This window comes from Paenibacillus sp. G34 (assembly GCF_056856875.1).
On the sequence record NZ_CM166469.1, the window covers coordinates 1 to 21,513 of the forward strand.

The following is a 21,513-nucleotide window of genomic DNA, read 5'->3' on the forward strand; positions in this document are numbered from 1 at the left end:
GTGGACAGCCATACTTCTGATTTATGGCAGCAAATTTTATCAATCATACAAAACAAACTCAGCAAACCCAGCTTCGACACCTGGTTCAAAGCAACCAAGGCTACTAAGCTGAACGATCAGACTATCGTCATCTCCGCCCCAACCACGTTTGCCGTTGAATGGCTGGAGAGCCGTTACACCAAATTGGTCGGTTCGACGGTCTATGAACTGCTTGGTAAACAGGTCGATGTGAAATTTGTCATCGAGGAGAACAAACCTGTAGAACCAGACCCGCAGCTACCGGCGCCGACGCCGACAGTCGTTCAGGAAGAAGCCGTGCTCAGCATGCTGAATCCAAAATATACATTCGATACCTTTGTCATTGGGCCGGGCAACCGTTTTGCCCACGCCGCATCGCTGGCGGTCGCTGAAGCGCCCGCCAAAGCCTACAATCCTCTTTTTCTATATGGAGGCGTAGGGCTTGGCAAAACCCACTTGATGCATGCCATCGGACATTACATTTTGGAGCACAATCCGAGCAGCAAGGTTGTTTATTTGTCATCTGAGAAATTCACGAATGAGTTCATCAACTCCATCCGTGATAATCGCGGGGAAAGCTTTCGTAACAAGTACCGGAGCGTAGATATTCTGCTTATTGATGATATTCAGTTCTTAGCCGGAAAAGAATCAACACAAGAGGAATTTTTCCATACGTTTAATGCGCTGCATGAGGAACGGAAGCAGATCATCATCTCCAGCGATAGACCACCGAAGGAAATTCCAACGCTGGAGGAGCGGCTGCGCTCCCGGTTTGAGTGGGGATTAATTACGGATATTCAGCCTCCGGATCTGGAGACGCGGATTGCGATTTTGCGTAAAAAGGCGCGTGCGGAGAATCTGGATATACCGAATGAAGCGATGATGTACATCGCGAATCAGATTGATACGAACATTCGTGAGCTTGAAGGAGCTCTGATTCGTGTCGTTGCTTATTCTTCACTGACCAATCAGGACGTTAGTTCTCATCTGGCCGCTGAAGCACTGAAGGATATCATTCCTTCCAGCCGTCCCAAAATGATCACCATTCAAGACATCCAACAAAAGGTCGGCGAGTACTACAGCCTGAAGCTTGAAGACTTCAAAGCACGGAAACGGACAAAAGCGGTTGCTTTTCCAAGACAGATCGCCATGTATCTCTCTCGTGAACTGACGGACTTTTCTCTGCCCAAAATTGGGGAGGCTTTTGGAGGACGAGATCATACCACGGTCATTCATGCCCATGAAAAGATCTCTCAAGCGATCAAAAATGATCAGGATCTCTATAAAGTTATCAACAACTTAACCGAAAAAATTAAGAATCCAACCTGAACAAGTCCCAAGCCTATGCACAACGTGTACACATGTGGATAGGCTTAATTTTATGGGTTTAACCCTACTTATCCACATATTCAGTGCCCCTATTACTATTATTACTATAAAGATCTAAAGATATCTTCTCCAAAAAGCCGTTGCAAAGCACGGCCTTCGGCCTTTCGATAAACACCTTTTTCAAACCAAGTCAAAACCAAAAAACATCCCAAAAATCCACTAGGAGTGAAATCATGAAAATCAGCATAATGAAAAGCTATCTAAACGAATCCATTCAACAGGTATCCAAAGCGATCTCCAGCCGTACAACGATTCCGATTCTCAGCGGTATCAAATTCGACGTGAATCACCAAGGTGTGACGTTGACAGCAAGTGACACGGATATTTCTATTCAGTCATTTATCCCGCTTGAAGAGGGAGACAAAAGTGTTGTGCAAATAGAGCAACCGGGTAGCGTTGTACTGCCGGCCAAATTTTTCGTAGAGATCATCAAGAAGTTGCCTTCCCAGGAAGTACATATGGAGGTCAAAGAGAACTTCAATACCTTTATTTCTGCAGGTGCAACAGAGATCCAGCTGGTTGGTCTGGACCCGGAAGAGTTCCCGGTGCTGCCAAGCATCGAAGAGAATCAAACGGTATCCATTCCTGGCGATTTGCTGAAAAATATGATTAAACAGACTGTATTCTCCATTTCAACCCATGAAACGACACCCATTCTGACGGGCGTACTGTGGAGCCTGGGTGATAACGAGTTGAAATTTGTGGCAACCGACCGCCACCGTCTTGCTACACGTTCGGCAATGCTGGATAATGCAGAGGGTATCCGTTTCAACAACGTCGTGATCTCTGGTAAAACGCTAAACGAACTTAGCAAAATTGTTCCGGATCAGAATACACTTGTGGATATCGTTGTCGCAGACAATCAGGTACTGTTCAAAATTGACCGCGTATTGTTCTATTCCCGTATATTGGACGGAACATATCCGGATACTTCTAGAATTATTCCAACGGCATACAAAACAGAACTAGTTTTGGACACTAAAAAATTAAGTGAATCGATTGACCGGGCTTATTTGCTGTCGCGTGAGGAAAAAACAAACATTGTGCGCATGCAGACGATGGACTCCGGCACGATTGAAATATCCTCCAGCTCCTCCGAGCTTGGTAAAGTTAGAGAAGAGATTGAACCAGCCGAATTTACGGGTGATCCACTCAAAATCTCGTTTAACTCGAAATACATGCTGGATGTGCTGAAAGTGGTGGAAAGTGAGCAACTGATGATTGCCTTTACCGGTGTCATGAGTCCGATTATCCTGAAACCGCTGGATGACAGCCAAAGCTTATACGTCATCCTGCCTTACCGGACGACCAACTAACGAAAGGAAGATCACGATGAAGCAAGTATCGATTCGTACGGAATATATTAAGCTTGACCAATTTTTGAAACTGGCCGACTGCATCCCTACCGGAGGCATGGCGAAAGCCATCCTGCAAGAAGGGCTTGTACGTGTGAATAAAGAGTCTGAGGAACGTCGTGGACGGAAGTTATACCCTGGGGATATCGTTGAGGTGGACGGAGAGGGCACGTTTGAAGTGGTTGCAGAGTAGAAAACCAAGGTGCAATCCTGCTGCCTCCTGACGGACGGGATAAAAGGGAGGTTACCGCGTGTTTGTAAACAGCATAGAGCTGCAGCAATTCCGCAATTATGAACATCTGAAGCTGGAGTCGTTTGGTCCTGTCAATCTGTTGATTGGGCAAAATGCTCAAGGAAAGACCAATCTGGCTGAGGCTATTTTTGTGCTTGCACTCACCAAGAGTCACCGCACCTCCCGTGATAAGGAACTGATTCGATTTGGCGAAGACCGGTCAAGGTTAACTGCAGAGGTCGACAAGAAATACGGAGCGGTCAAGCTGGAGCTGTCCTTGTCACAACAAGGCAAAAAAGCAAAGATTAACGGTCTGGAACAGCGGAAGTTAAGCGATTTTGTCGGATCACTCAATGTGGTGATGTTTGCACCCGAGGATCTGGAGATTGTCAAAGGCACACCGGGGGTTCGCCGCCGGTTCCTTGACATGGAAATCGGTCAGGTGGCCCCGGGCTATCTATATCACCTGCAACAGTATCAAAAAGTGCTGGTGCAGCGGAATAACCTGCTCAAGCAATTATGGGGAAAAGGAGATTCAGCCCAAGCAATGCTGGAGATCTGGAATGAACAGCTGGCTGAGCACGGTGTTAAAATCGTCAAAAAAAGGAAACAATTCATAAAGAAACTGCAAAAGTGGGCAGAAACCATCCATCAGGGGATCACCGGAGGTGGAGAAGTCCTGCGTCTAGCCTACCTTCCCTCCTTCAGTGAAGCTGCTGAAGAAGATGAAGCTGTCTTAATCGAGCAATTTATGATAAAATTATCACAAATGAAAGAGCAGGAGATTCGCCGAGGCACAACGCTGAGTGGGCCGCATCGGGATGACCTGTCCTTTTTCATTAACGAACGGGAAGTACAAACGTATGGCTCTCAGGGGCAGCAACGCACAACGGCGTTGTCTCTTAAGCTTGCAGAAATCGAACTGATTCATGAAGAGATCGGTGAATATCCGGTTCTGTTGCTGGATGACGTATTATCCGAACTTGATCCTTTTCGTCAGACCCAGCTGATCGAAACATTCCAAAGCAAGGTACAGACTTTTATTACGGCTACGGGAATTGAGAGCCTGAACGTTGACAAGCTTAAAGATGCTAGTATCTATCACGTTCATGCCGGACAGGTGGAACGCTAAGGGGTGAGGGCTTATGTACATTCATCTGGGCGGTGAAAAAATCATCCGTTCTTCTGAGTTGGTCGCTATTTTTGATATATCGATTGAGAAATCCTCAAAAATATCTAAGCAGTATGTTACACATGCCGAACAGGAAAAAACGGTCGAACATATCGGCGAAGAGGAAGCGAAGTCCATCGTGGTGACGAAAAACATTGTGTATTACTCACCAATTTCCTCTGCCACGCTCAAGAAGCGTGCGCACCATTTTCCTGATCTATAGCGGATATTCAAGAGAGAATTTCTGTGTCTGCTAATATTCTTAAGTTAACGCATATTCAAGATATTGAATCTATAGAAGTAGGTGAAAGGCATGTCTATGAATCAACCGTCATATGATGCGAATGAAATTCAGGTCCTTGAAGGACTGGAAGCCGTACGTAAACGTCCGGGGATGTACATCGGTTCCACCAGTGCCAAAGGTCTGCATCATCTGGTCTGGGAAGTAGTGGACAACAGTATCGATGAAGCGCTGGCGGGTTACTGTGATCATATTGAGATCAGTATCCATGAAGACAACAGCGTAACCGTTGTGGATAATGGACGGGGTATTCCGGTTGGCGAACATGCCAAAATGAAACGGCCAGCTCTGGAAGTCGTTATGACTGTTCTCCATGCAGGGGGTAAATTCGGCGGAGGCGGATATAAGGTATCCGGTGGTTTGCACGGTGTAGGTGTATCCGTTGTTAACGCGCTTTCTGAAAAAGTAGTCGTGACTGTAAAAAGGGATGGTCATATCCATCAGCAGGAATACCGCCGTGGTGCTCCGCAATATGATCTAAAAGTCATTGGCACAACCGACGAAACGGGAACAACGGTGACGTTCCATCCCGATCCGGAAATTTTTACAGAAACAACCGTATACGATTATGAAACGCTGCTTACCCGTGTCCGGGAGCTTGCCTTCCTCAACAAAGGAATCGGCCTGACTCTGACAGATGAGCGTACAGGTGTAACCAACTCCTTCATGTACGAAGGCGGGATCATTGAGTATGTATCCTTCTTGAATCAAAAGCGTGAAGTGCTGCATGAGAATCCGATCTATGTTGAAGGTTCGCGGGATAACATTCAGGTGGAGGTTGCGCTGCAATACAATGACAACTATACCGAGAATATTTATTCCTTTGCCAACAATATCAACACCCATGAAGGCGGAACCCACGAATCCGGTTTTAAGAGTGCACTTACACGAATTATTAATGACTACGCCCGTAAAGCGGGTGTAATCAAAGATAGTACTGGTAATCTGTCTGGTGATGATGTGCGTGAAGGATTGACGGCCATTATTTCGGTCAAAATTCCTGAGCCGCAATTTGAAGGACAGACGAAGACAAAGCTGGGGAACAGTGAAGTACGTGGTATTGTGGAATCTTTGTTTGCAGAGAAGCTTCAGGAGTTCCTCGAGGAGAATCCTTCCGTATCCCGTCGTATTTTGGAGAAAGGTTTGCAGGCGGCTCGTGCTCGTGAAGCGGCTCGTAAAGCTCGTGAACTGACACGCCGTAAAGGTGCGCTTGAAGTCAGCTCTCTGCCGGGTAAGTTGGCGGACTGTTCATCCAAAGATGCGTCCATCAGTGAATTGTACATCGTCGAAGGGGACTCTGCTGGCGGTTCGGCCAAACAGGGTCGTGACCGTCACTTCCAGGCAATTTTGCCGCTTCGTGGTAAGATTCTGAACGTGGAAAAGGCACGCCTTGACCGTATTCTGGGCAATGCTGAGATACGCGCGATCATCACAGCGATGGGAACAGGGATCGGCGATGATTTTGATATTGCCAAAGCCCGTTATCACAAAATCATTCTGATGACTGATGCCGATGTCGATGGTGCCCACATTCGGACACTATTGCTGACATTCTTGTATCGTTACATGCGCAAAATCATTGAGGCCGGTTATGTATATATTGCACAGCCGCCACTGTTCAAGATTGAGCGTAACAAAGTTATCCGTTATGCAGGCTCCGAGAAAGAGCGTGATGAGATTATTGCATCCCTTGGTGAAAACGCCAAGTTCAACATTCAGCGGTATAAAGGTCTGGGCGAGATGAATGCGGGACAGCTGTGGGAAACCACGATGGACCCAGAAAGCCGGACAATGTTGCAAGTATCGATCAGCGATGCGATGCTCGCAGATGCTATGTTTGACACCTTGATGGGAGATAACGTCGAACCTCGCCGTGACTTCATTCAGGAAAATGCAAAATACGTGAAAAACCTCGATATTTAATGAGTTGCGAAGAGGCGCCTGTGAGGGCGCCTTTTTTATATTATGAGTGCTCTGTCCTACTGGTGTGACCTATTCATCTGGCAGGCCAGCGTTTGATGGCGGAAGCATGCGCTTTAGAAGCTTTGGATATTGTCTTTTTTGTTTTACCTTTTTTGGAGGGCAAGCGTCCGTAGGCAATGGCATAACGTTTGATTTTGCGGTAAGCCTCCTTATCGGGAAGCAGACCGAAGGCATAGATGCCAGGTAGTGTGTTGACCTCTAGAATCCAAGGACGACCGTAATCATCTAGTGCAATATCGATCCCGATTTCTTTGAGTCTAGGAAAAGAGCTTTGCAACTGGACCGCGGTATGGATACCAAGTCGGTACAATTCATGCTCGAGCTTTTTGTATCCGTCCTTTTGTAGTTGCGGGAGTACAAGTTCTTCAAAGGTAGCCAGACGCCCGCCTCCGTGGATATTGGTAATAATTTTTCCTGGTGCTGCAACCCGTCCGAGAATACCTGTCGTTTCCCAACTATGTCGCGGATTTTTCTGGGTTAATACACGCAAGTCAAAAGGTAATCCTTCATGTGTCATGAGTGGGATGCCTTGTTGGATGATGTAGTCACGCTTCTGAATGCGTTCATTCAATGCGTTCTCAAGTTCACTTAAAGAATGAAAGACTCGTTCTTCTGTTCCGTGTTGGAGATGATAAGTTGTAAGCTCAATCATGGCTGAAAGAGCAGGTTCTGAATCTTTTATCTCTGTTTCTGTTACTGTTGCTTCATCGGTCCCCTCATCGTTTATTGCATCGGTTGATGTATCTTCAGCCAGAGGGGAGGGCAGCATGGTTCGGGTTGTTTTCACACGCATTACCCCGTTACCGTAGGTTCCCCGGTCCGGTTTAATATAATTTGCCGGGAATAATTCGGTCATTCGTTCCAGTGTTTGCGGACTATATTTTCGGGTCACAGGTATATATTGACTGACATGACGACTGCGCTGCAAAATGGCTGTTTTGGTCCATTTGCTGGAGACACGCTGGATACCCAATATGCATCGGTCCTTTCTTGTTTTGGTCGGTTGGTCTGAGGGGCAGCATGCAGAAAATCAAAGGACAAGAGACGATTTCAGTGGTATAATAGAGGAATATGGCGATTTGTGCTGTCAGCCGCTATAATTGTGGTTTGGTTGCCCAGTGGGAACGGCTCTAGCCTTGATTGGACAGTACATATGCCGCTTTTCTAGCATTGTATGTGCAATTGCAGAGGAAGGCAGGGCGAATCCCCAGACACGCTCAAGTTCCTGGAAGAAAGGCTATTGCCCAGTGGACGTTTAATTGTGTAACTTTTGTGAAAGTAATATAATAAAGAGTAGCGTTCTTGTGCGGTTTTAGCCTTGTTAGGCTTTTCACATATATTAATTTTTTTGAAGTGATTGATTTGGAACGTTTGTTGAAGGACAAGAAGGAGGTCCAGCATGGCGGAAGAAATGAACTCGCAGATTAAAGATCGGGATATTGGCGTCGAGATGCGCGAATCGTTTATGGATTATGCGATGAGCATCATTGTGAGCCGTGCCCTGCCTGATGTGCGTGACGGATTGAAGCCGGTTCACCGGCGCATTCTGTATGCAATGTCGGAGCTTGGCATGACACCTGATAAACCACATAAAAAATCAGCCAGAATCGTTGGCGAAGTTATCGGTAAGTATCACCCACATGGTGACTCTGCTGTATATGAGACGATGGTACGGATGGCACAGGACTTCTCCCTGCGTTACATGCATGTAGATGGACACGGTAACTTTGGTTCAGTCGATGGTGACATGGCTGCAGCGATGCGTTATACGGAAGCACGTTTATCCAAGATTGCGATGGAGATGCTCAGAGATATCAACAAGGACACCATTGACTTCCAACCAAACTATGATGGCGAAGAAAATGAACCAATTGTCCTTCCTGCTCGTTTTCCTAACTTGCTAGTTAACGGTGTCGGCGGGATCGCCGTAGGTATGGCCACCAATATTCCTCCTCATAATCTGGGAGAGGTTATTGACGGCGTACAGGCCATGATCAAAAACCCGGATATTACATCCATGGAACTGATGGAGTATATCCAAGGGCCTGACTTCCCTACATCCGGTTATATTCTTGGACGTTCAGGTATTCGTCAAGCTTACCAGACTGGACGCGGATCCGTAACGATGCGTGCCAGAACCAATATCGAAGAGAACAACAACAAAGCTCGTATCGTCGTGACAGAGCTTCCGTACCAGGTGAACAAAGCAAGACTCGTAGAGAAAATTGCTGAGCTGGTACGTGACAAAAAGATCGATGGCATTACCGACCTGCGTGATGAATCGGACCGTAACGGTATGCGGATTGTGATAGAGCTTCGCAGGGACGTTAACCCTGGCGTTGTACTGAACAATTTGTACAAGCATACTTCGATGCAGTCTACGTTCGGGATCAACATGCTGGCGATCGTGAATAAAGAACCGAAGATTCTGAATCTGCGTGAAGTGCTCTATCACTATTTGCAACACCAGATCGAGGTTATTCGTCGTCGTACACAATTCGAACTGAGAAAAGCGGAAGCTCGTGCTCACATTCTGGAAGGTTTGCGTATTGCACTCGATCACATCGACGAGATTATTACGTTGATCCGTTCATCCAGTAATACAGATGCTGCTAGAGAAGGTTTGATTGAGCGTTTCTCACTCAGCCATGACCAGGCTCAGGCGATTCTGGATATGCGTCTGCAACGTCTCACAGGTTTGGAACGTGAACGTATCGAGAACGAGTACAACGAATTGATGGTCAAAATCCGCGAGTATCGTGAAATCTTGGCTAATGAGCATCTTGTACTAGAGATCATTAGCACAGAGCTACAAGAGATTCGTGAGCGTTTTGGTGACGATCGTCGTACTGAGATCACGGTTGGGGAAGAGAGCATTCTGGATGAGGATCTGATTCCACGCGAAGAAGTCATCATCACGATTACCCATACAGGTTACGTTAAACGTCTGCCTGTATCTACCTACCGTAGTCAAAAACGCGGAGGACGTGGTGTTGTAGGGATGGACACGAAGGATACCGACTTTGTCGAGCATCTTTTCGTAACCAACTCTCACAATTACCTGATGTTCTTTACGGACAAAGGTAAGGTATACCGGTTGAAAGCTTACGAGATTCCAGAGCTTGGGCGTACAGCACGGGGAACTCCGATTATCAATCTGATTCAGATTGAGCAGGGTGAGTCCGTCAATGCGGTTATTCCGGTACAGGAATTCGAGAGCGACAAGTATCTCTTCTTTGCGACACGTCAGGGTGTAGTAAAGAAAACGCCACTTGAAGATTACACGAACATTCGCAAAGGGGGTCTCATCGGGATTTCCTTGCGTGATGATGACAGCCTGATTGATGTGAAGCTGACGGACGGGCAGCAAGAGATTATCATGGGTACAGCTCATGGGATGTCCATTCGTTTCTCCGAAGGTAATGTACGTTCTATGGGACGTAGTGCTACCGGGGTTAAAGGTATCACACTCGATGACCAGGATGCAGTTATCGGTATGGATGTTGTGGATGCTGAACTGGATGTTTTGATCGTTACAGCCAAAGGTTACGGCAAACGTACACCAGTTAGCGACTATCGGATGCAAACCCGGGGTGGTAAAGGGATCAAGACCATTAATGTTACTGAGAAAAACGGTGCTGTTGTTAGCCTCAAAATGGTTAAAACAGAAGAGGATCTCATGATCATTACGTCCAGTGGTACATTGATTCGGATGAGCATGGATGGCATCTCGACCATGGGTCGATACACACAGGGTGTGAAGCTGATTCATATCCGTGAGGACGATGCCGTGGCTACGGTTAGCCGAATTGATAAAAATGAAGAAGAACCAGATGAAGATAACGATGAAGCAACAGAATCCGGGGCAACCTCCGATACAGAGTTAAATCCGGAAGAAGGCATGACATCGGAGTCGGAAGATGATGTTTCTGGTGAAGATTCAGGTTCAGAACAATAACATAAACATCTTGTTATCGAATCGTTAATACGATGGAAACAGGATACGGAAGGCTCCCTTTAAGGGGGCCTTTTTGATATGTATAGATGAAATGATGGGGGCTTCAAAATCTAGGATGTACAGCCTGTTTTCTGAGTAATATAATGGGAAATAACATGAGAAACCGGGACTATGGTCTTGTATTGTCATCATCTTAAATAGAGTAGAACGATGAGTGAGGGGAATCTATATGGGATTAATCACCCTGTCAGAAGTCAAACCAGGACTGAAATTAGGAAGTGATGTGCATACATTGCGTGGCAATGTGTTGCTTCAAAAGGGGAAAATCATTTTACCTAAAGACATGGAAGTCCTCAGGGCTTTTATGATTCATCAGGTAGATATTGAACAAGAAAGAACAGGAACGGGCAGTACAACCTCCAAGGGGGCATCTGGATTGACTGGAGCCACAGGGACAGCCGTTGCAGAGAAAAGCGTGGATCGGACAAGCACGATAGTCTCAACAACGGTTAGTACCCTTCAGGAAGAGTACGAGAAAATGGTCGCGTTAACTAAAAATGCCTTCCTTTCGTCTTTGGCAGCAGAATTGCCTGTATATGAGTTGCGGACGCAGCTTGAGGTTTTGTTTGTATATCTAAAACAATATAATGTACTCACCTTCAGCCCCCGCAACATGAAAGAACATGACTATGTGTATCATCATGCTGTGCTGAGTGCAATTACTTCGTATCAATTGGCTCAATGGGTGGAACTCCCCTCCAAGGATTGGATGCAGGTCGCTTTTGCAGGATTGTTCCATGATATCGGCAATAATAAGGTTGATCCGCAGATTCTTCATAAGCCCTCTTCTCTGACCATTGCCGAGCAGGAGGAGATCCGGCATCATACGAAGTATGGGTACCAAATTCTTAAACAGGCTAAGGCCATTAATGAGGGAGCCAGACTCGCAGCACTGCAGCATCATGAAAAAGTGGATGGTTCGGGATATCCGCTACGGCTTACTGGAACACAGATTCACATCTATGCCAAAATCGTAGCGATTGCAGATATTTTCCACGCAATGACATTGGAAAAGATTTATCGAAAAGCCCAGTCTCCGTATCTGGTATTGGAGCAAATTCAAAGTGAGGCGTTTGGCAAACTGGATCCTTCTATTGTGAATATATTTATACAGCGCTCCACACAGATTCATAACGGAATTCGAGTAAAACTAAGTAATAACCAGATTGGAGAAATTATTTTCTCGGATCGAGATCATCCTACACGACCGATGGTATCTGTAGAAGGGACGATTATTAACCTGATGCAGCAAAGACAGCTATACATTCAGGAAGTAATGGGTTAGAGTCGAATTTATTGTATTAAGTAAAGACCTTCTCGCGATGAGAGGGTCTTTGTTAGTTTAAGAAGCAGTCATCAAGGATATAAGTGATATACATTGGTGAGTGAAGTTGTGATGTATTGAAGTATATTAACTTTTATAAAAAAAAGCTTGCATGCGAAAATCATACATGGTATATTCTAATTCCGGCCAAGAAAACACAGTTTACACGGTGCGGCAAGCGAAATACAAGCTTCGAAAGAAACTTAAAAAAAGAGCTTGCAAAGTTGGTTCGGAAATGGTATGATATAAAAGTTACTGAAACTAATGAGTAACAGTGACTAAACAAGTTTGATCTTTGAAAACTGAACAACGAGTGAGTATTGATCTTGCTTGCAAGATCAAAATTGAGATTTTTAATCTCGTCAGATTCAAAATGAGCTTATCGCTCTTTTCAATACTTTATTGGAGAGTTTGATCCTGGCTCAGGACGAACGCTGGCGGCATGCCTAATACATGCAAGTCGAGCGGAGTTGATGGAAAGCTTGCTTTCCTGATACTTAGCGGCGGACGGGTGAGTAACACGTAGGCAACCTGCCCTCAAGCTTGGGACAACTACCGGAAACGGTAGCTAATACCGAATACTTGTTTTCTTCGCCTGAAGAGAACTGGAAAGACGGAGCAATCTGTCACTTGGGGATGGGCCTGCGGCGCATTAGCTAGTTGGTGAGGTAACGGCTCACCAAGGCGACGATGCGTAGCCGACCTGAGAGGGTGATCGGCCACACTGGGACTGAGACACGGCCCAGACTCCTACGGGAGGCAGCAGTAGGGAATCTTCCGCAATGGGCGAAAGCCTGACGGAGCAATGCCGCGTGAGTGATGAAGGTTTTCGGATCGTAAAGCTCTGTTGCCAGGGAAGAACGCTTGGGAGAGTAACTGCTCTCAAGGTGACGGTACCTGAGAAGAAAGCCCCGGCTAACTACGTGCCAGCAGCCGCGGTAATACGTAGGGGGCAAGCGTTGTCCGGAATTATTGGGCGTAAAGCGCGCGCAGGCGGTCATGTAAGTCTGGTGTTTAATCCCGGGGCTCAACCCCGGATCGCACTGGAAACTGCGTGACTTGAGTGCAGAAGAGGAGAGTGGAATTCCACGTGTAGCGGTGAAATGCGTAGAGATGTGGAGGAACACCAGTGGCGAAGGCGACTCTCTGGGCTGTAACTGACGCTGAGGCGCGAAAGCGTGGGGAGCAAACAGGATTAGATACCCTGGTAGTCCACGCCGTAAACGATGAGTGCTAGGTGTTAGGGGTTTCGATACCCTTGGTGCCGAAGTTAACACATTAAGCACTCCGCCTGGGGAGTACGGTCGCAAGACTGAAACTCAAAGGAATTGACGGGGACCCGCACAAGCAGTGGAGTATGTGGTTTAATTCGAAGCAACGCGAAGAACCTTACCAGGTCTTGACATCCAACTAACGAGGTAGAGATACGTTAGGTGCCCTTCGGGGAAAGTTGAGACAGGTGGTGCATGGTTGTCGTCAGCTCGTGTCGTGAGATGTTGGGTTAAGTCCCGCAACGAGCGCAACCCTTATATTTAGTTGCCAGCACTTCGGGTGGGCACTCTAGATAGACTGCCGGTGACAAACCGGAGGAAGGTGGGGATGACGTCAAATCATCATGCCCCTTATGACCTGGGCTACACACGTACTACAATGGCCGGTACAACGGGCTGCGAAATCGCGAGATGGAGCTAATCCCAGCAAAGCCGGTCTCAGTTCGGATTGCAGGCTGCAACTCGCCTGCATGAAGTCGGAATTGCTAGTAATCGCGGATCAGCATGCCGCGGTGAATACGTTCCCGGGTCTTGTACACACCGCCCGTCACACCACGAGAGTTTATAACACCCGAAGTCGGTGGGGTAACCGCAAGGAGCCAGCCGCCGAAGGTGGGATAGATGATTGGGGTGAAGTCGTAACAAGGTAGCCGTATCGGAAGGTGCGGCTGGATCACCTCCTTTCTATGGAGAATCGTCTTCTGCAACGAAGACATTCAAATTTTAAATCTAGCCAGGTCGGCTAGTTACTCACTCGTTGCTCAGTTTTGAGAGCTCAAACTCTCAAACCAACTCGTTGATTCGACCGACACATCCGTGAACGGCCCGAACCAAACGATTTGTTCTTTGAAAACTAGATATCGAAACGAAACAAACGCGAATTAGAACATTCCTTTTTAGCTGAACTTGTGTTCAACAAGTTTCAATAAAAACGGTAGATTGCTGGAGCGAGTGATCGAAATGGAGCGACTTTTGGCTTTGGACGTAGTCCAAAACAAGGGAAGCGACAGCTCGAACACGAGCGACCTGGTTAAGCTACTAAGAGCACACGGAGGATGCCTAGGCGCTAGGAGCCGATGAAGGACGTGGCGAACAACGAAACTGCCTCGGGGAGCTGTAAGCAAGCTTTGATCCGGGGATGTCCGAATGGGGAAACCCAGCTGGGGTAATTTCCAGTTACTCATAACTGAATACATAGGTTATGTAGAGGCATACCAGGGGAACTGAAACATCTAAGTACCCTGAGGAAGAGAAAACAATAGTGATTCCGTCAGTAGCGGCGAGCGAACGCGGAGAAGCCCAAACCAGAGAGCTTGCTCTTTGGGGTTGTGGGACGTCTCACATGGAGTTACAAAGGAACCGATTAAGCGAAGAGGTCTGGAAAGGCCCGCCAAAGAAGGTAAAAGCCCTGTAATTGAAAGTCTGTTCCCTCCGAGACGGATCCCGAGTAGTGCGGGGCACGTGAAACCCCGTATGAATCCGGCAGGACCATCTGCCAAGGCTAAATACTTCCTAGCGACCGATAGTGAAGCAGTACCGTGAGGGAAAGGTGAAAAGCACCCCGGAAGGGGAGTGAAATAGAACCTGAAACCGTGTGCTTACAAAAAGTCAGAGCCCATTTTAGGGGTGATGGCGTGCCTTTTGTAGAATGAACCGGCGAGTTACGTTCCCGTGCAAGGTTAAGGTGAAGAGCCGGAGCCGCAGCGAAAGCGAGTCTGAATAGGGCGACATAGTACGTGGACGTAGACCCGAAACCGGGTGATCTACCCCTGTCCAGGGTGAAGGTGCGGTAACACGCACTGGAGGCCCGAACCCACGCATGTTGAAAAATGCGGGGATGAGGTGGGGGTAGCGGAGAAATTCCAATCGAACTCGGAGATAGCTGGTTCTCCCCGAAATAGCTTTAGGGCTAGCCTCGGAAAACAGAGTCGTGGAGGTAGAGCACTGATTGGGTGCGGGGCCCGCAAGGGTTACCAAGCTCAGTCAAACTCCGAATGCCATAGACTTACTTCCGGGAGTCAGACAGTGAGTGCTAAGATCCATTGTCAAAAGGGAAACAGCCCAGACCATCAGCTAAGGTCCCCAAGTGTGTGTTAAGTGGGAAAGGATGTGGAGTTGCACAGACAACCAGGATGTTGGCTTAGAAGCAGCCACCATTGAAAGAGTGCGTAATAGCTCACTGGTCGAGTGACTCTGCGCCGAAAATGTAACGGGGCTAAACACACCACCGAAGCTATGGCTTGATGCTTGCATCAGGGGTAGGGGAGCGTTGTATAAGGGTTGAAGGTGTACCGTAAGGAGCGCTGGACATTATACAAGTGAGAATGCCGGTATGAGTAACGAAAAGATCAGTGAGAATCTGATCCGCCGAAAGCCTAAGGGTTCCTGAGGAAGGCTCGTCCGCTCAGGGTAAGTCGGGACCTAAGGCGAGGCCGAAAGGCGTAGTCGAAGGACAACAGGTCGAAATTCCTGTACCACCGTAAATCGTTACGAGCGATGGGGGGACGCAGTAGGGTAGTGACGCAGGCTGATGGATGCCTGTCCAAGCAGTGAGGCTGATGTGTAGGCAAATCCGCACATCGTAAGGCTGAGCTGTGATGGGGAGTGAAAATTACAGTAGCGAAGGTCATGATCTCACACTGCCAAGAAAAGCCTCTAGCCAGATGAAGGTGCCCGTACCGCAAACCGACACAGGTAGGCGAGAAGAGAATTCTAAGGCGCGCGGAAGAACTCTCGTTAAGGAACTCGGCAAAATGACCCCGTAACTTCGGGAGAAGGGGTGCCTCGGTAGTGTGAATAGCACGAGGGGGCCGCAGTGAAAAGGCCCAAGCGACTGTTTAGCAAAAACACAGGTCTGTGCGAAGCCGTAAGGCGAAGTATACGGGCTGACGCCTGCCCGGTGCTGGAAGGTTAAGGGGAGTGGTTAGGAGTAATCCGAAGCTGTGAACCGAAGCCCCAGTAAACGGCGGCCGTAACTATAACGGTCCTAAGGTAGCGAAATTCCTTGTCAGGTAAATTCTGACCCGCACGAATGGCGTAACGACTTGGGCGCTGTCTCAACGAGAGATCCGGTGAAATTTTAATACCTGTGAAGATGCAGGTTACCCGCGACAAGACGGAAAGACCCCATGGAGCTTTACTGCAGCTTGATATTGAATTTGGGTACGATCTGTACAGGATAGGTGGGAGCCTTCGAAGCGTGAGCGCCAGCTTGCGTGGAGGCACCGTTGGGATACCACCCTGATCGTATCTAGGTTCTAACCTGGTGCCCTTAGCGGGTACGGGGACAGTGTCAGGTGGGCAGTTTGACTGGGGCGGTCGCCTCCTAAAGAGTAACGGAGGCGCCCAAAGGTTCCCTCAGAATGGTTGGAAATCATTCGAAGAGTGCAAAGGCATAAGGGAGCTTGACTGCGAGACCTACAAGTCGAGCAGGGACGAAAGTCGGGCTTAGTGATCCGGTGGTACCGCATGGAAGGGCCATCGCTCAACGGATAAAAGCTACCCTGGGGATAACAGGCTTATCTCCCCCAAGAGTCCACATCGACGGGGAGGTTTGGCACCTCGATGTCGGCTCATCGCATCCTGGGGCTGAAGTAGGTCCCAAGGGTTGGGCTGTTCGCCCATTAAAGCGGTACGCGAGCTGGGTTCAGAACGTCGTGAGACAGTTCGGTCCCTATCTGTCGTGGGCGTAGGAAATTTGAGAGGAGCTGTCCTTAGTACGAGAGGACCGGGATGGACGTACCGCTGGTGTACCAGTTGTTCCGCCAGGAGCACCGCTGGGTAGCTATGTACGGACGGGATAAGCGCTGAAAGCATCTAAGCGTGAAGCCCCCCTCAAGATGAGATTTCCCAGTATGTAAGACCCCTTGAAGACGACGAGGTAGATAGGCTGGGGGTGGAAGTGCAGTAATGCATGGAGCTGACCAGTACTAATCGGTCGAGGGCTTATCCAATAGCAAGTTTTAGTCGCGTACGTTCCGTTTCGAATCTAGTTTTCAGAGAACAACAACTCTGAATGAAGTGAAAATGGGTACATCACCGAGTGTGTGTATGATTTTCAGTTCTGAATGAATGGAAGAAGCATTGCTTCGACCAATCGCGTTTGGTGGCGATGGCGGAGGGGTTCCACACGTACCCATCCCGAACACGACCGTTAAGCCCTCTAGCGCCGATGGTACTTGGACCGCAGGGTCCTGGGAGAGTAGGACGCCGCCAAGCAAAGAACCACTGCCGATGCAATTCGGTGGTGGTTTTTATTTTGTTGTTCATAAAAAAATATAAAAATAGCTCTAATGCAGGTATAAAGCTCTGACATCTTCGTTATGGGAAGGTAACATTTTTGTTACGGATGACAGAGATAAAACCAGTATAATAGGACTATGTTAAATATGCTAAAAGTACCTGACCGAAGAGCTGGATTGTGCAGCTGTGAAAAGGAGGGTGTGTGTGTTAAGTTGGCGGAGATGGGGACTTCATTCGTTTTTGTTGCTTTGTCTAGCATTCGTCCTTGCAGGATGTGGTGAAGCTTCAGGTTCTATGTGGATCTCATATGAAGGTGCAGTTAATGAAAAGAGTTTTCCTGTACCAAAAGTAGCGAATAAATCTGACCAGTCCGAAAATAATTCGGATATGGATTATGTTCGATATACATTATCTGGAGTCAGTGAAAGTACTAGTTTGCCTGAGGTATACCTTGATGAGATAAAAAGTTGGGGATGGACGGAAAGACAGGCCAAACGGTCGTCGAATGCCTCTAGTAACTTGCATGTTTTCTCTAAAGATGGACACATTGTGCAGTTGGCTGTTCATGATGGTTCTTTTACCATAATGGTTCCTAGAAATGAAACAACGCAGACAACAATCAAATCACTTGATGAAGATGATTGAATCTGATTTTGTTAACGTGTACGGATTAACATTGTGATGTTCCTAATAAGTTTAAGTTCTCATCGACTGGGGTGAGGGCTTTTTTTATGTCATCAGAAGTTGAAGGCTTCAGAAATTTGAAATTAAAGATTACATTAAAGATTACATTAAAGATTACATTAAACATTACATAGAAGATTAGCATATGTGAATCGAACTGAGGGGCACTTCAAAACGGGTATGGCCTGAGAATACATATTTGTGGATAAAAAAGAAAGGAAAAGAGGAGAAAAGGTTATCCACAGTGGATAACCTTTTCTGGAGAAGGAAGAAGGGTAGTAAACGAATAGAACTAATTTACTGCAAGTAATAAGATACATCTTGATCATTTAATTTGATAAGACCATCTTTACGTCCACGAGCGAGAATCAGCATAACGTATAAACGAGGTCCGAGTAACCATAGATGCCAGAATATGAGGGACAGTGTGAACGATATTGGAGACCATAGCAGGCAAACGGTAATGATACACAATCCAATCCAACTCATGTTCAGGTGAACCCGGACAAACATACGGTAACTAAAGTGCTGATCTGGTATATAGCCAAACCAGGGCATACGTAGGTTCCAGTGCCAACGCTTGGTATACGAGGTACGAACCAGTAGCAATATGGTTCTTGCAATGACATAATGGATCCAGACAGTTATCGGCCCTGCCAGTAAAAAGAAGAAGAGGCCGTTCCAGGAGAAGGCTATCAGATTGAATAAGAGCATGATAACAGGAAGACACAGGTAGCTGTATATTACACTACGAGCGATGGGTTTCTTTTTTAGAAGGCGGTATTGATAAAAGGTTGCCTTATTCTCCGGTTCGGCGATCATACGATTTTAAATCCTCCTTCAAATATACGAGTAAGTAGTAGAGTAGTGCATACATATGTATTGAGAAAATGAAGATGTTGACGAAATTATTTATGAGGCATGTCAGACTATGTTATCGTTATCATATCTTATATATCGGCAGAAATTCCAAGTTTTTTTAAGGTTATTATATCGTAGATTGGATTAACGTAAAGCGATATAGGGAAATACCGTGTATTTCATGAAAAGAGAACGGGGCTGAGGTTCAAGGATAAACGTTTACTGGGAACAGTCCATTGTATATTATCTGTACAGACACCTATTAAGGGTGGAGCGAATATATATATTTTATAGAAAGAAAGCACTATGAAAATGTTTAAAATAATAGAAACTGTGCAATACTGATAGTAAACGTAAAACAAGGTGGGATGGTTCATGGAAGAACATGCCGAACACACATGTATTATTTGCGAGCAGCGGAAGAGAGAAGGCATTTTTATTGTATCTGAATTCATATGTGATGCTTGTGAATCAGAAATGGTTCATACCGATGCGCAGGATGCGAAGTATAACTTTTTTATTCATCAGATGAAGCAGATTTGGGTGCAAAAGAACGCTTAAGGATGGTTTATTCTCCACGTAGAGGCTAGACATGATTATCGTGATATTGTTGATTATATATGGGCCCGCGGGGCCTTTTTTTGTTTGAGAGGGGATTACCTTGTCTGACATGTGCAGAAAGCGTATGCTGAAATAAAGAACGAAGAGGTATAATTTACGAAAATAACAGTTACAGGATGGATATCTTATGAATGAACATAACACATCAGATATAGAAAAAAATAAGGCTCCTCTATATGAAGCGTTGCTCGCATATCGTGATTCGAAGCAGCGTTCATTTCATGTGCCAGGGCACAAAAATGGACAAGTCTATCGTCAATGGATGCAACAATCCGAGGTGGTGGGAGAGGGCCAGCAAGGAGAAATAGGAAATACTGTAGAGGTTGGAAACACTCTAAAAGCGAAACAAAAGAGGCAAGAAGAGCAGGGAAATGAAGAAGAAGAGAGAAAAGAGACGGAACAAAACAAAGTTACTGCTGGTTCGTTGAGGAATTCATATTCTTCCAAACATGTCGTACCGGTGCATGCCTATCTGGATATGATGGAAATGGACGTTACGGAGATTACCGGCACAGATGATCTTCATCACCCGGAGGGAGCGATCAAGGAAGCACAGGAACTGGCTGCGGATTGTTTTGGTGCGGAAGAAAGTTTCTTTCTGGTTGGGGGCAGTACAGCAGGTAACCTGTCTTTATTGCTCGCAATCTGTGATGAACCAGGGAGCATCGTGCTGGTACAGCGTAATGTACATAAATCTGTTATTCACGGATTGATGTTAGCGGGCGCAAGAGCAGTATTTCTGGAGCCATGGGTTGACCCTGGATCTGGACTTGCTGTCATGCCGCCGGTTGAGGCGGTTCAGGCTGCTGTCCAGAAGTATCCTGAGGCAAAGGGCGTATTTGTCACGTTGCCGAATTATTATGGCATGGGCGCGGATCTGACGCCTATTGCCGGGATTTGCCACGAGGCTGGCATGCCTTTACTCGTGGATGAAGCGCATGGCGCGCATTATGGGCAGCATTCGGAGCTGCCTGTCTCTGCACTGTCCTGCGGAGCAGACGGTGTAGTGCAGTCGACGCATAAGATGCTGGCCGCTTTCACCATGGGAGCCATGTTGCACATTCAGGGGCCGCGATTGAATCGGTCCCTGCTTCGGCAACGTCTGGCCATGGTGCAGAGCTCGAGCCCATCCTACCCGGTGATGGCTTCGCTTGATCTGTCGCGCCGGCTGTTGCATGTGCACGGCGCGGATGCATTCACGGCAGGACTTGCTGCCGTGAATGCATTGAAGCGCGGCCTCGCGGAGTTGCCGCGCTTTCAATGGCTGCAGCCTGCGGACACGCTGCAGCAAGAGCCGGCCTACGGCGAGGAAGTTCCGGCGACGATGCCTGGCCGCAGAGGATACACCGCTCAGGACCCATTCAAGGTCGTCATTTATGACGACACAGGGGTACTGAGCGGTTACGGGCTGCAGCAGCAACTGGAAGCCTGCGGCTGCGTGCCAGAGATGAGCGACGAACGATACGTCGTCTTACTCTTCAGTCTTGGCTCGACATTGCAGGATGCCGAGCATGTGCTACGGGCTTTGAAGCATATCAGCACTGCCTATGCACCAAAACAATTACTGACATCAACAGAGCCTGTAAAACCAGATTCTCAGCATGGCCCACCATTCTATGTTTCCACGTGGAACAATATAGCAGAAAGAGAACCTTTCTCAGAGCCTGTTGCTTTCTCTCTTCAACCGATCAAGGACACAGATACGATTGAGGTGCCGATCGAAGACTGTGCGGGCTATCGATCAGCAGAGATGGTTATTCCGTATCCTCCAGGCATTCCATTAGTGTATCCCGGTGAGCGAATACATTCAAAGGTTGCAGAGCGAATTCAAATTCTACGCGATGCAGGGGCCAAGTTTCAGGGGATTACAGACCATAACAATCGGAAATTAAAGATCATGAAGCCTGAGGTATAGATGTACTCGTCTGTGAAGCCAGTAAAAGGCATCTCAGGTTCATCGTGAAGGTGAATATCATTATTTGAATAGATAATTTTCTAGGATCATTTTGAAATAAAGACTACTCCAGAGAACCTCATTGAGTA

12 protein-coding genes and 3 rRNA genes are annotated in these 21,513 nt (G+C 47.1%); 14 read left to right on the forward strand and 1 reads right to left on the reverse strand.

The window, feature by feature from the left end:
- The 6 genes from dnaA to gyrB all read left to right on the forward strand — a co-directional run bounded on the left by dnaA (position 1) and on the right by gyrB (position 6,389).
- On the forward strand, positions 1-1,347 hold the full coding sequence (gene dnaA / locus AC1VYS_RS00005) for a chromosomal replication initiator protein DnaA (protein ID WP_090923606.1): 1,347 nt from the start codon (positions 1-3) through the stop codon (positions 1,345-1,347).
- Between the two features lie 233 nt (positions 1,348-1,580).
- Complete coding sequence (dnaN, locus tag AC1VYS_RS00010; RefSeq protein ID WP_464679106.1) at positions 1,581-2,723, forward strand: DNA polymerase III subunit beta; 1,143 nt, start codon at positions 1,581-1,583, stop codon at positions 2,721-2,723.
- Positions 2,724-2,739: 16 nt separating this feature from the next.
- Positions 2,740-2,955 (forward strand): S4 domain-containing protein YaaA, encoded by a 216-nt coding sequence (gene yaaA / locus AC1VYS_RS00015; RefSeq protein ID WP_272038174.1) that lies wholly within the window; start codon positions 2,740-2,742, stop codon positions 2,953-2,955.
- 58 nt (positions 2,956-3,013) lie between these two features.
- Positions 3,014-4,126 (forward strand): DNA replication/repair protein RecF, encoded by a 1,113-nt coding sequence (gene recF / locus AC1VYS_RS00020; RefSeq protein ID WP_464679107.1) that lies wholly within the window; start codon positions 3,014-3,016, stop codon positions 4,124-4,126.
- Positions 4,127-4,139: 13 nt separating this feature from the next.
- Positions 4,140-4,388 carry an extracellular matrix regulator RemB gene (remB, locus tag AC1VYS_RS00025; RefSeq protein WP_090923610.1) on the forward strand — a complete coding sequence of 83 codons (249 nt, stop codon included), beginning with the start codon at positions 4,140-4,142 and terminating at the stop codon, positions 4,386-4,388.
- Between the two features lie 90 nt (positions 4,389-4,478).
- Positions 4,479-6,389, forward strand: coding sequence for a DNA topoisomerase (ATP-hydrolyzing) subunit B (gyrB, locus tag AC1VYS_RS00030; RefSeq protein ID WP_482912534.1), 1,911 nt, complete (start codon positions 4,479-4,481; stop codon positions 6,387-6,389).
- Between the two features lie 73 nt (positions 6,390-6,462).
- Here the strand turns inward: gyrB and AC1VYS_RS00035 are convergent, their stop codons facing one another.
- A complete protein-coding gene (locus tag AC1VYS_RS00035) occupies positions 6,463-7,422 on the reverse strand; it encodes a YheC/YheD family protein (RefSeq protein ID WP_482912535.1) in 960 nt (319 codons plus the stop codon).
- 426 nt (positions 7,423-7,848) lie between these two features.
- On the opposite strand from AC1VYS_RS00035, the gene gyrA reads away from it, so the two are divergent.
- The 8 genes from gyrA to AC1VYS_RS00075 all read left to right on the forward strand — a co-directional run bounded on the left by gyrA (position 7,849) and on the right by AC1VYS_RS00075 (position 21,385).
- Positions 7,849-10,407 (forward strand): DNA gyrase subunit A, encoded by a 2,559-nt coding sequence (gene gyrA, locus AC1VYS_RS00040; RefSeq protein WP_482912536.1) that lies wholly within the window; start codon positions 7,849-7,851, stop codon positions 10,405-10,407.
- 229 nt (positions 10,408-10,636) lie between these two features.
- Positions 10,637-11,752, forward strand: a complete 1,116-nt coding sequence (locus AC1VYS_RS00045) for an HD-GYP domain-containing protein (RefSeq protein WP_482912537.1) — start codon at positions 10,637-10,639, stop codon at positions 11,750-11,752.
- A gap of 438 nt (positions 11,753-12,190) precedes the next feature.
- Positions 12,191-13,746: ribosomal RNA gene (locus AC1VYS_RS00050) — 16S ribosomal RNA — on the forward strand.
- A gap of 344 nt (positions 13,747-14,090) precedes the next feature.
- Positions 14,091-17,015: ribosomal RNA gene (locus tag AC1VYS_RS00055) — 23S ribosomal RNA — on the forward strand.
- 148 nt (positions 17,016-17,163) lie between these two features.
- Positions 17,164-17,280: ribosomal RNA gene (gene rrf, locus AC1VYS_RS00060) — 5S ribosomal RNA — on the forward strand.
- Together the 16S, 23S and 5S rRNA genes form the textbook arrangement of a ribosomal RNA operon.
- Before the next feature lie 228 nt (positions 17,281-17,508).
- On the forward strand, positions 17,509-17,949 hold the full coding sequence (locus tag AC1VYS_RS00065) for a hypothetical protein (RefSeq protein WP_482912538.1): 441 nt from the start codon (positions 17,509-17,511) through the stop codon (positions 17,947-17,949).
- A 1,275-nt stretch (positions 17,950-19,224) separates the two neighbouring features.
- Entirely contained in the window at positions 19,225-19,410 is a 186-nt protein-coding gene (locus AC1VYS_RS00070) for a sigma factor G inhibitor Gin (RefSeq protein WP_482912539.1), read from the forward strand.
- A gap of 187 nt (positions 19,411-19,597) precedes the next feature.
- Positions 19,598-21,385: an aminotransferase class I/II-fold pyridoxal phosphate-dependent enzyme gene (locus AC1VYS_RS00075; RefSeq protein WP_482912540.1), complete on the forward strand. Its 1,788-nt coding sequence runs from the start codon at positions 19,598-19,600 to the stop codon at positions 21,383-21,385.
- Positions 21,386-21,513 lie beyond the last annotated feature (128 nt).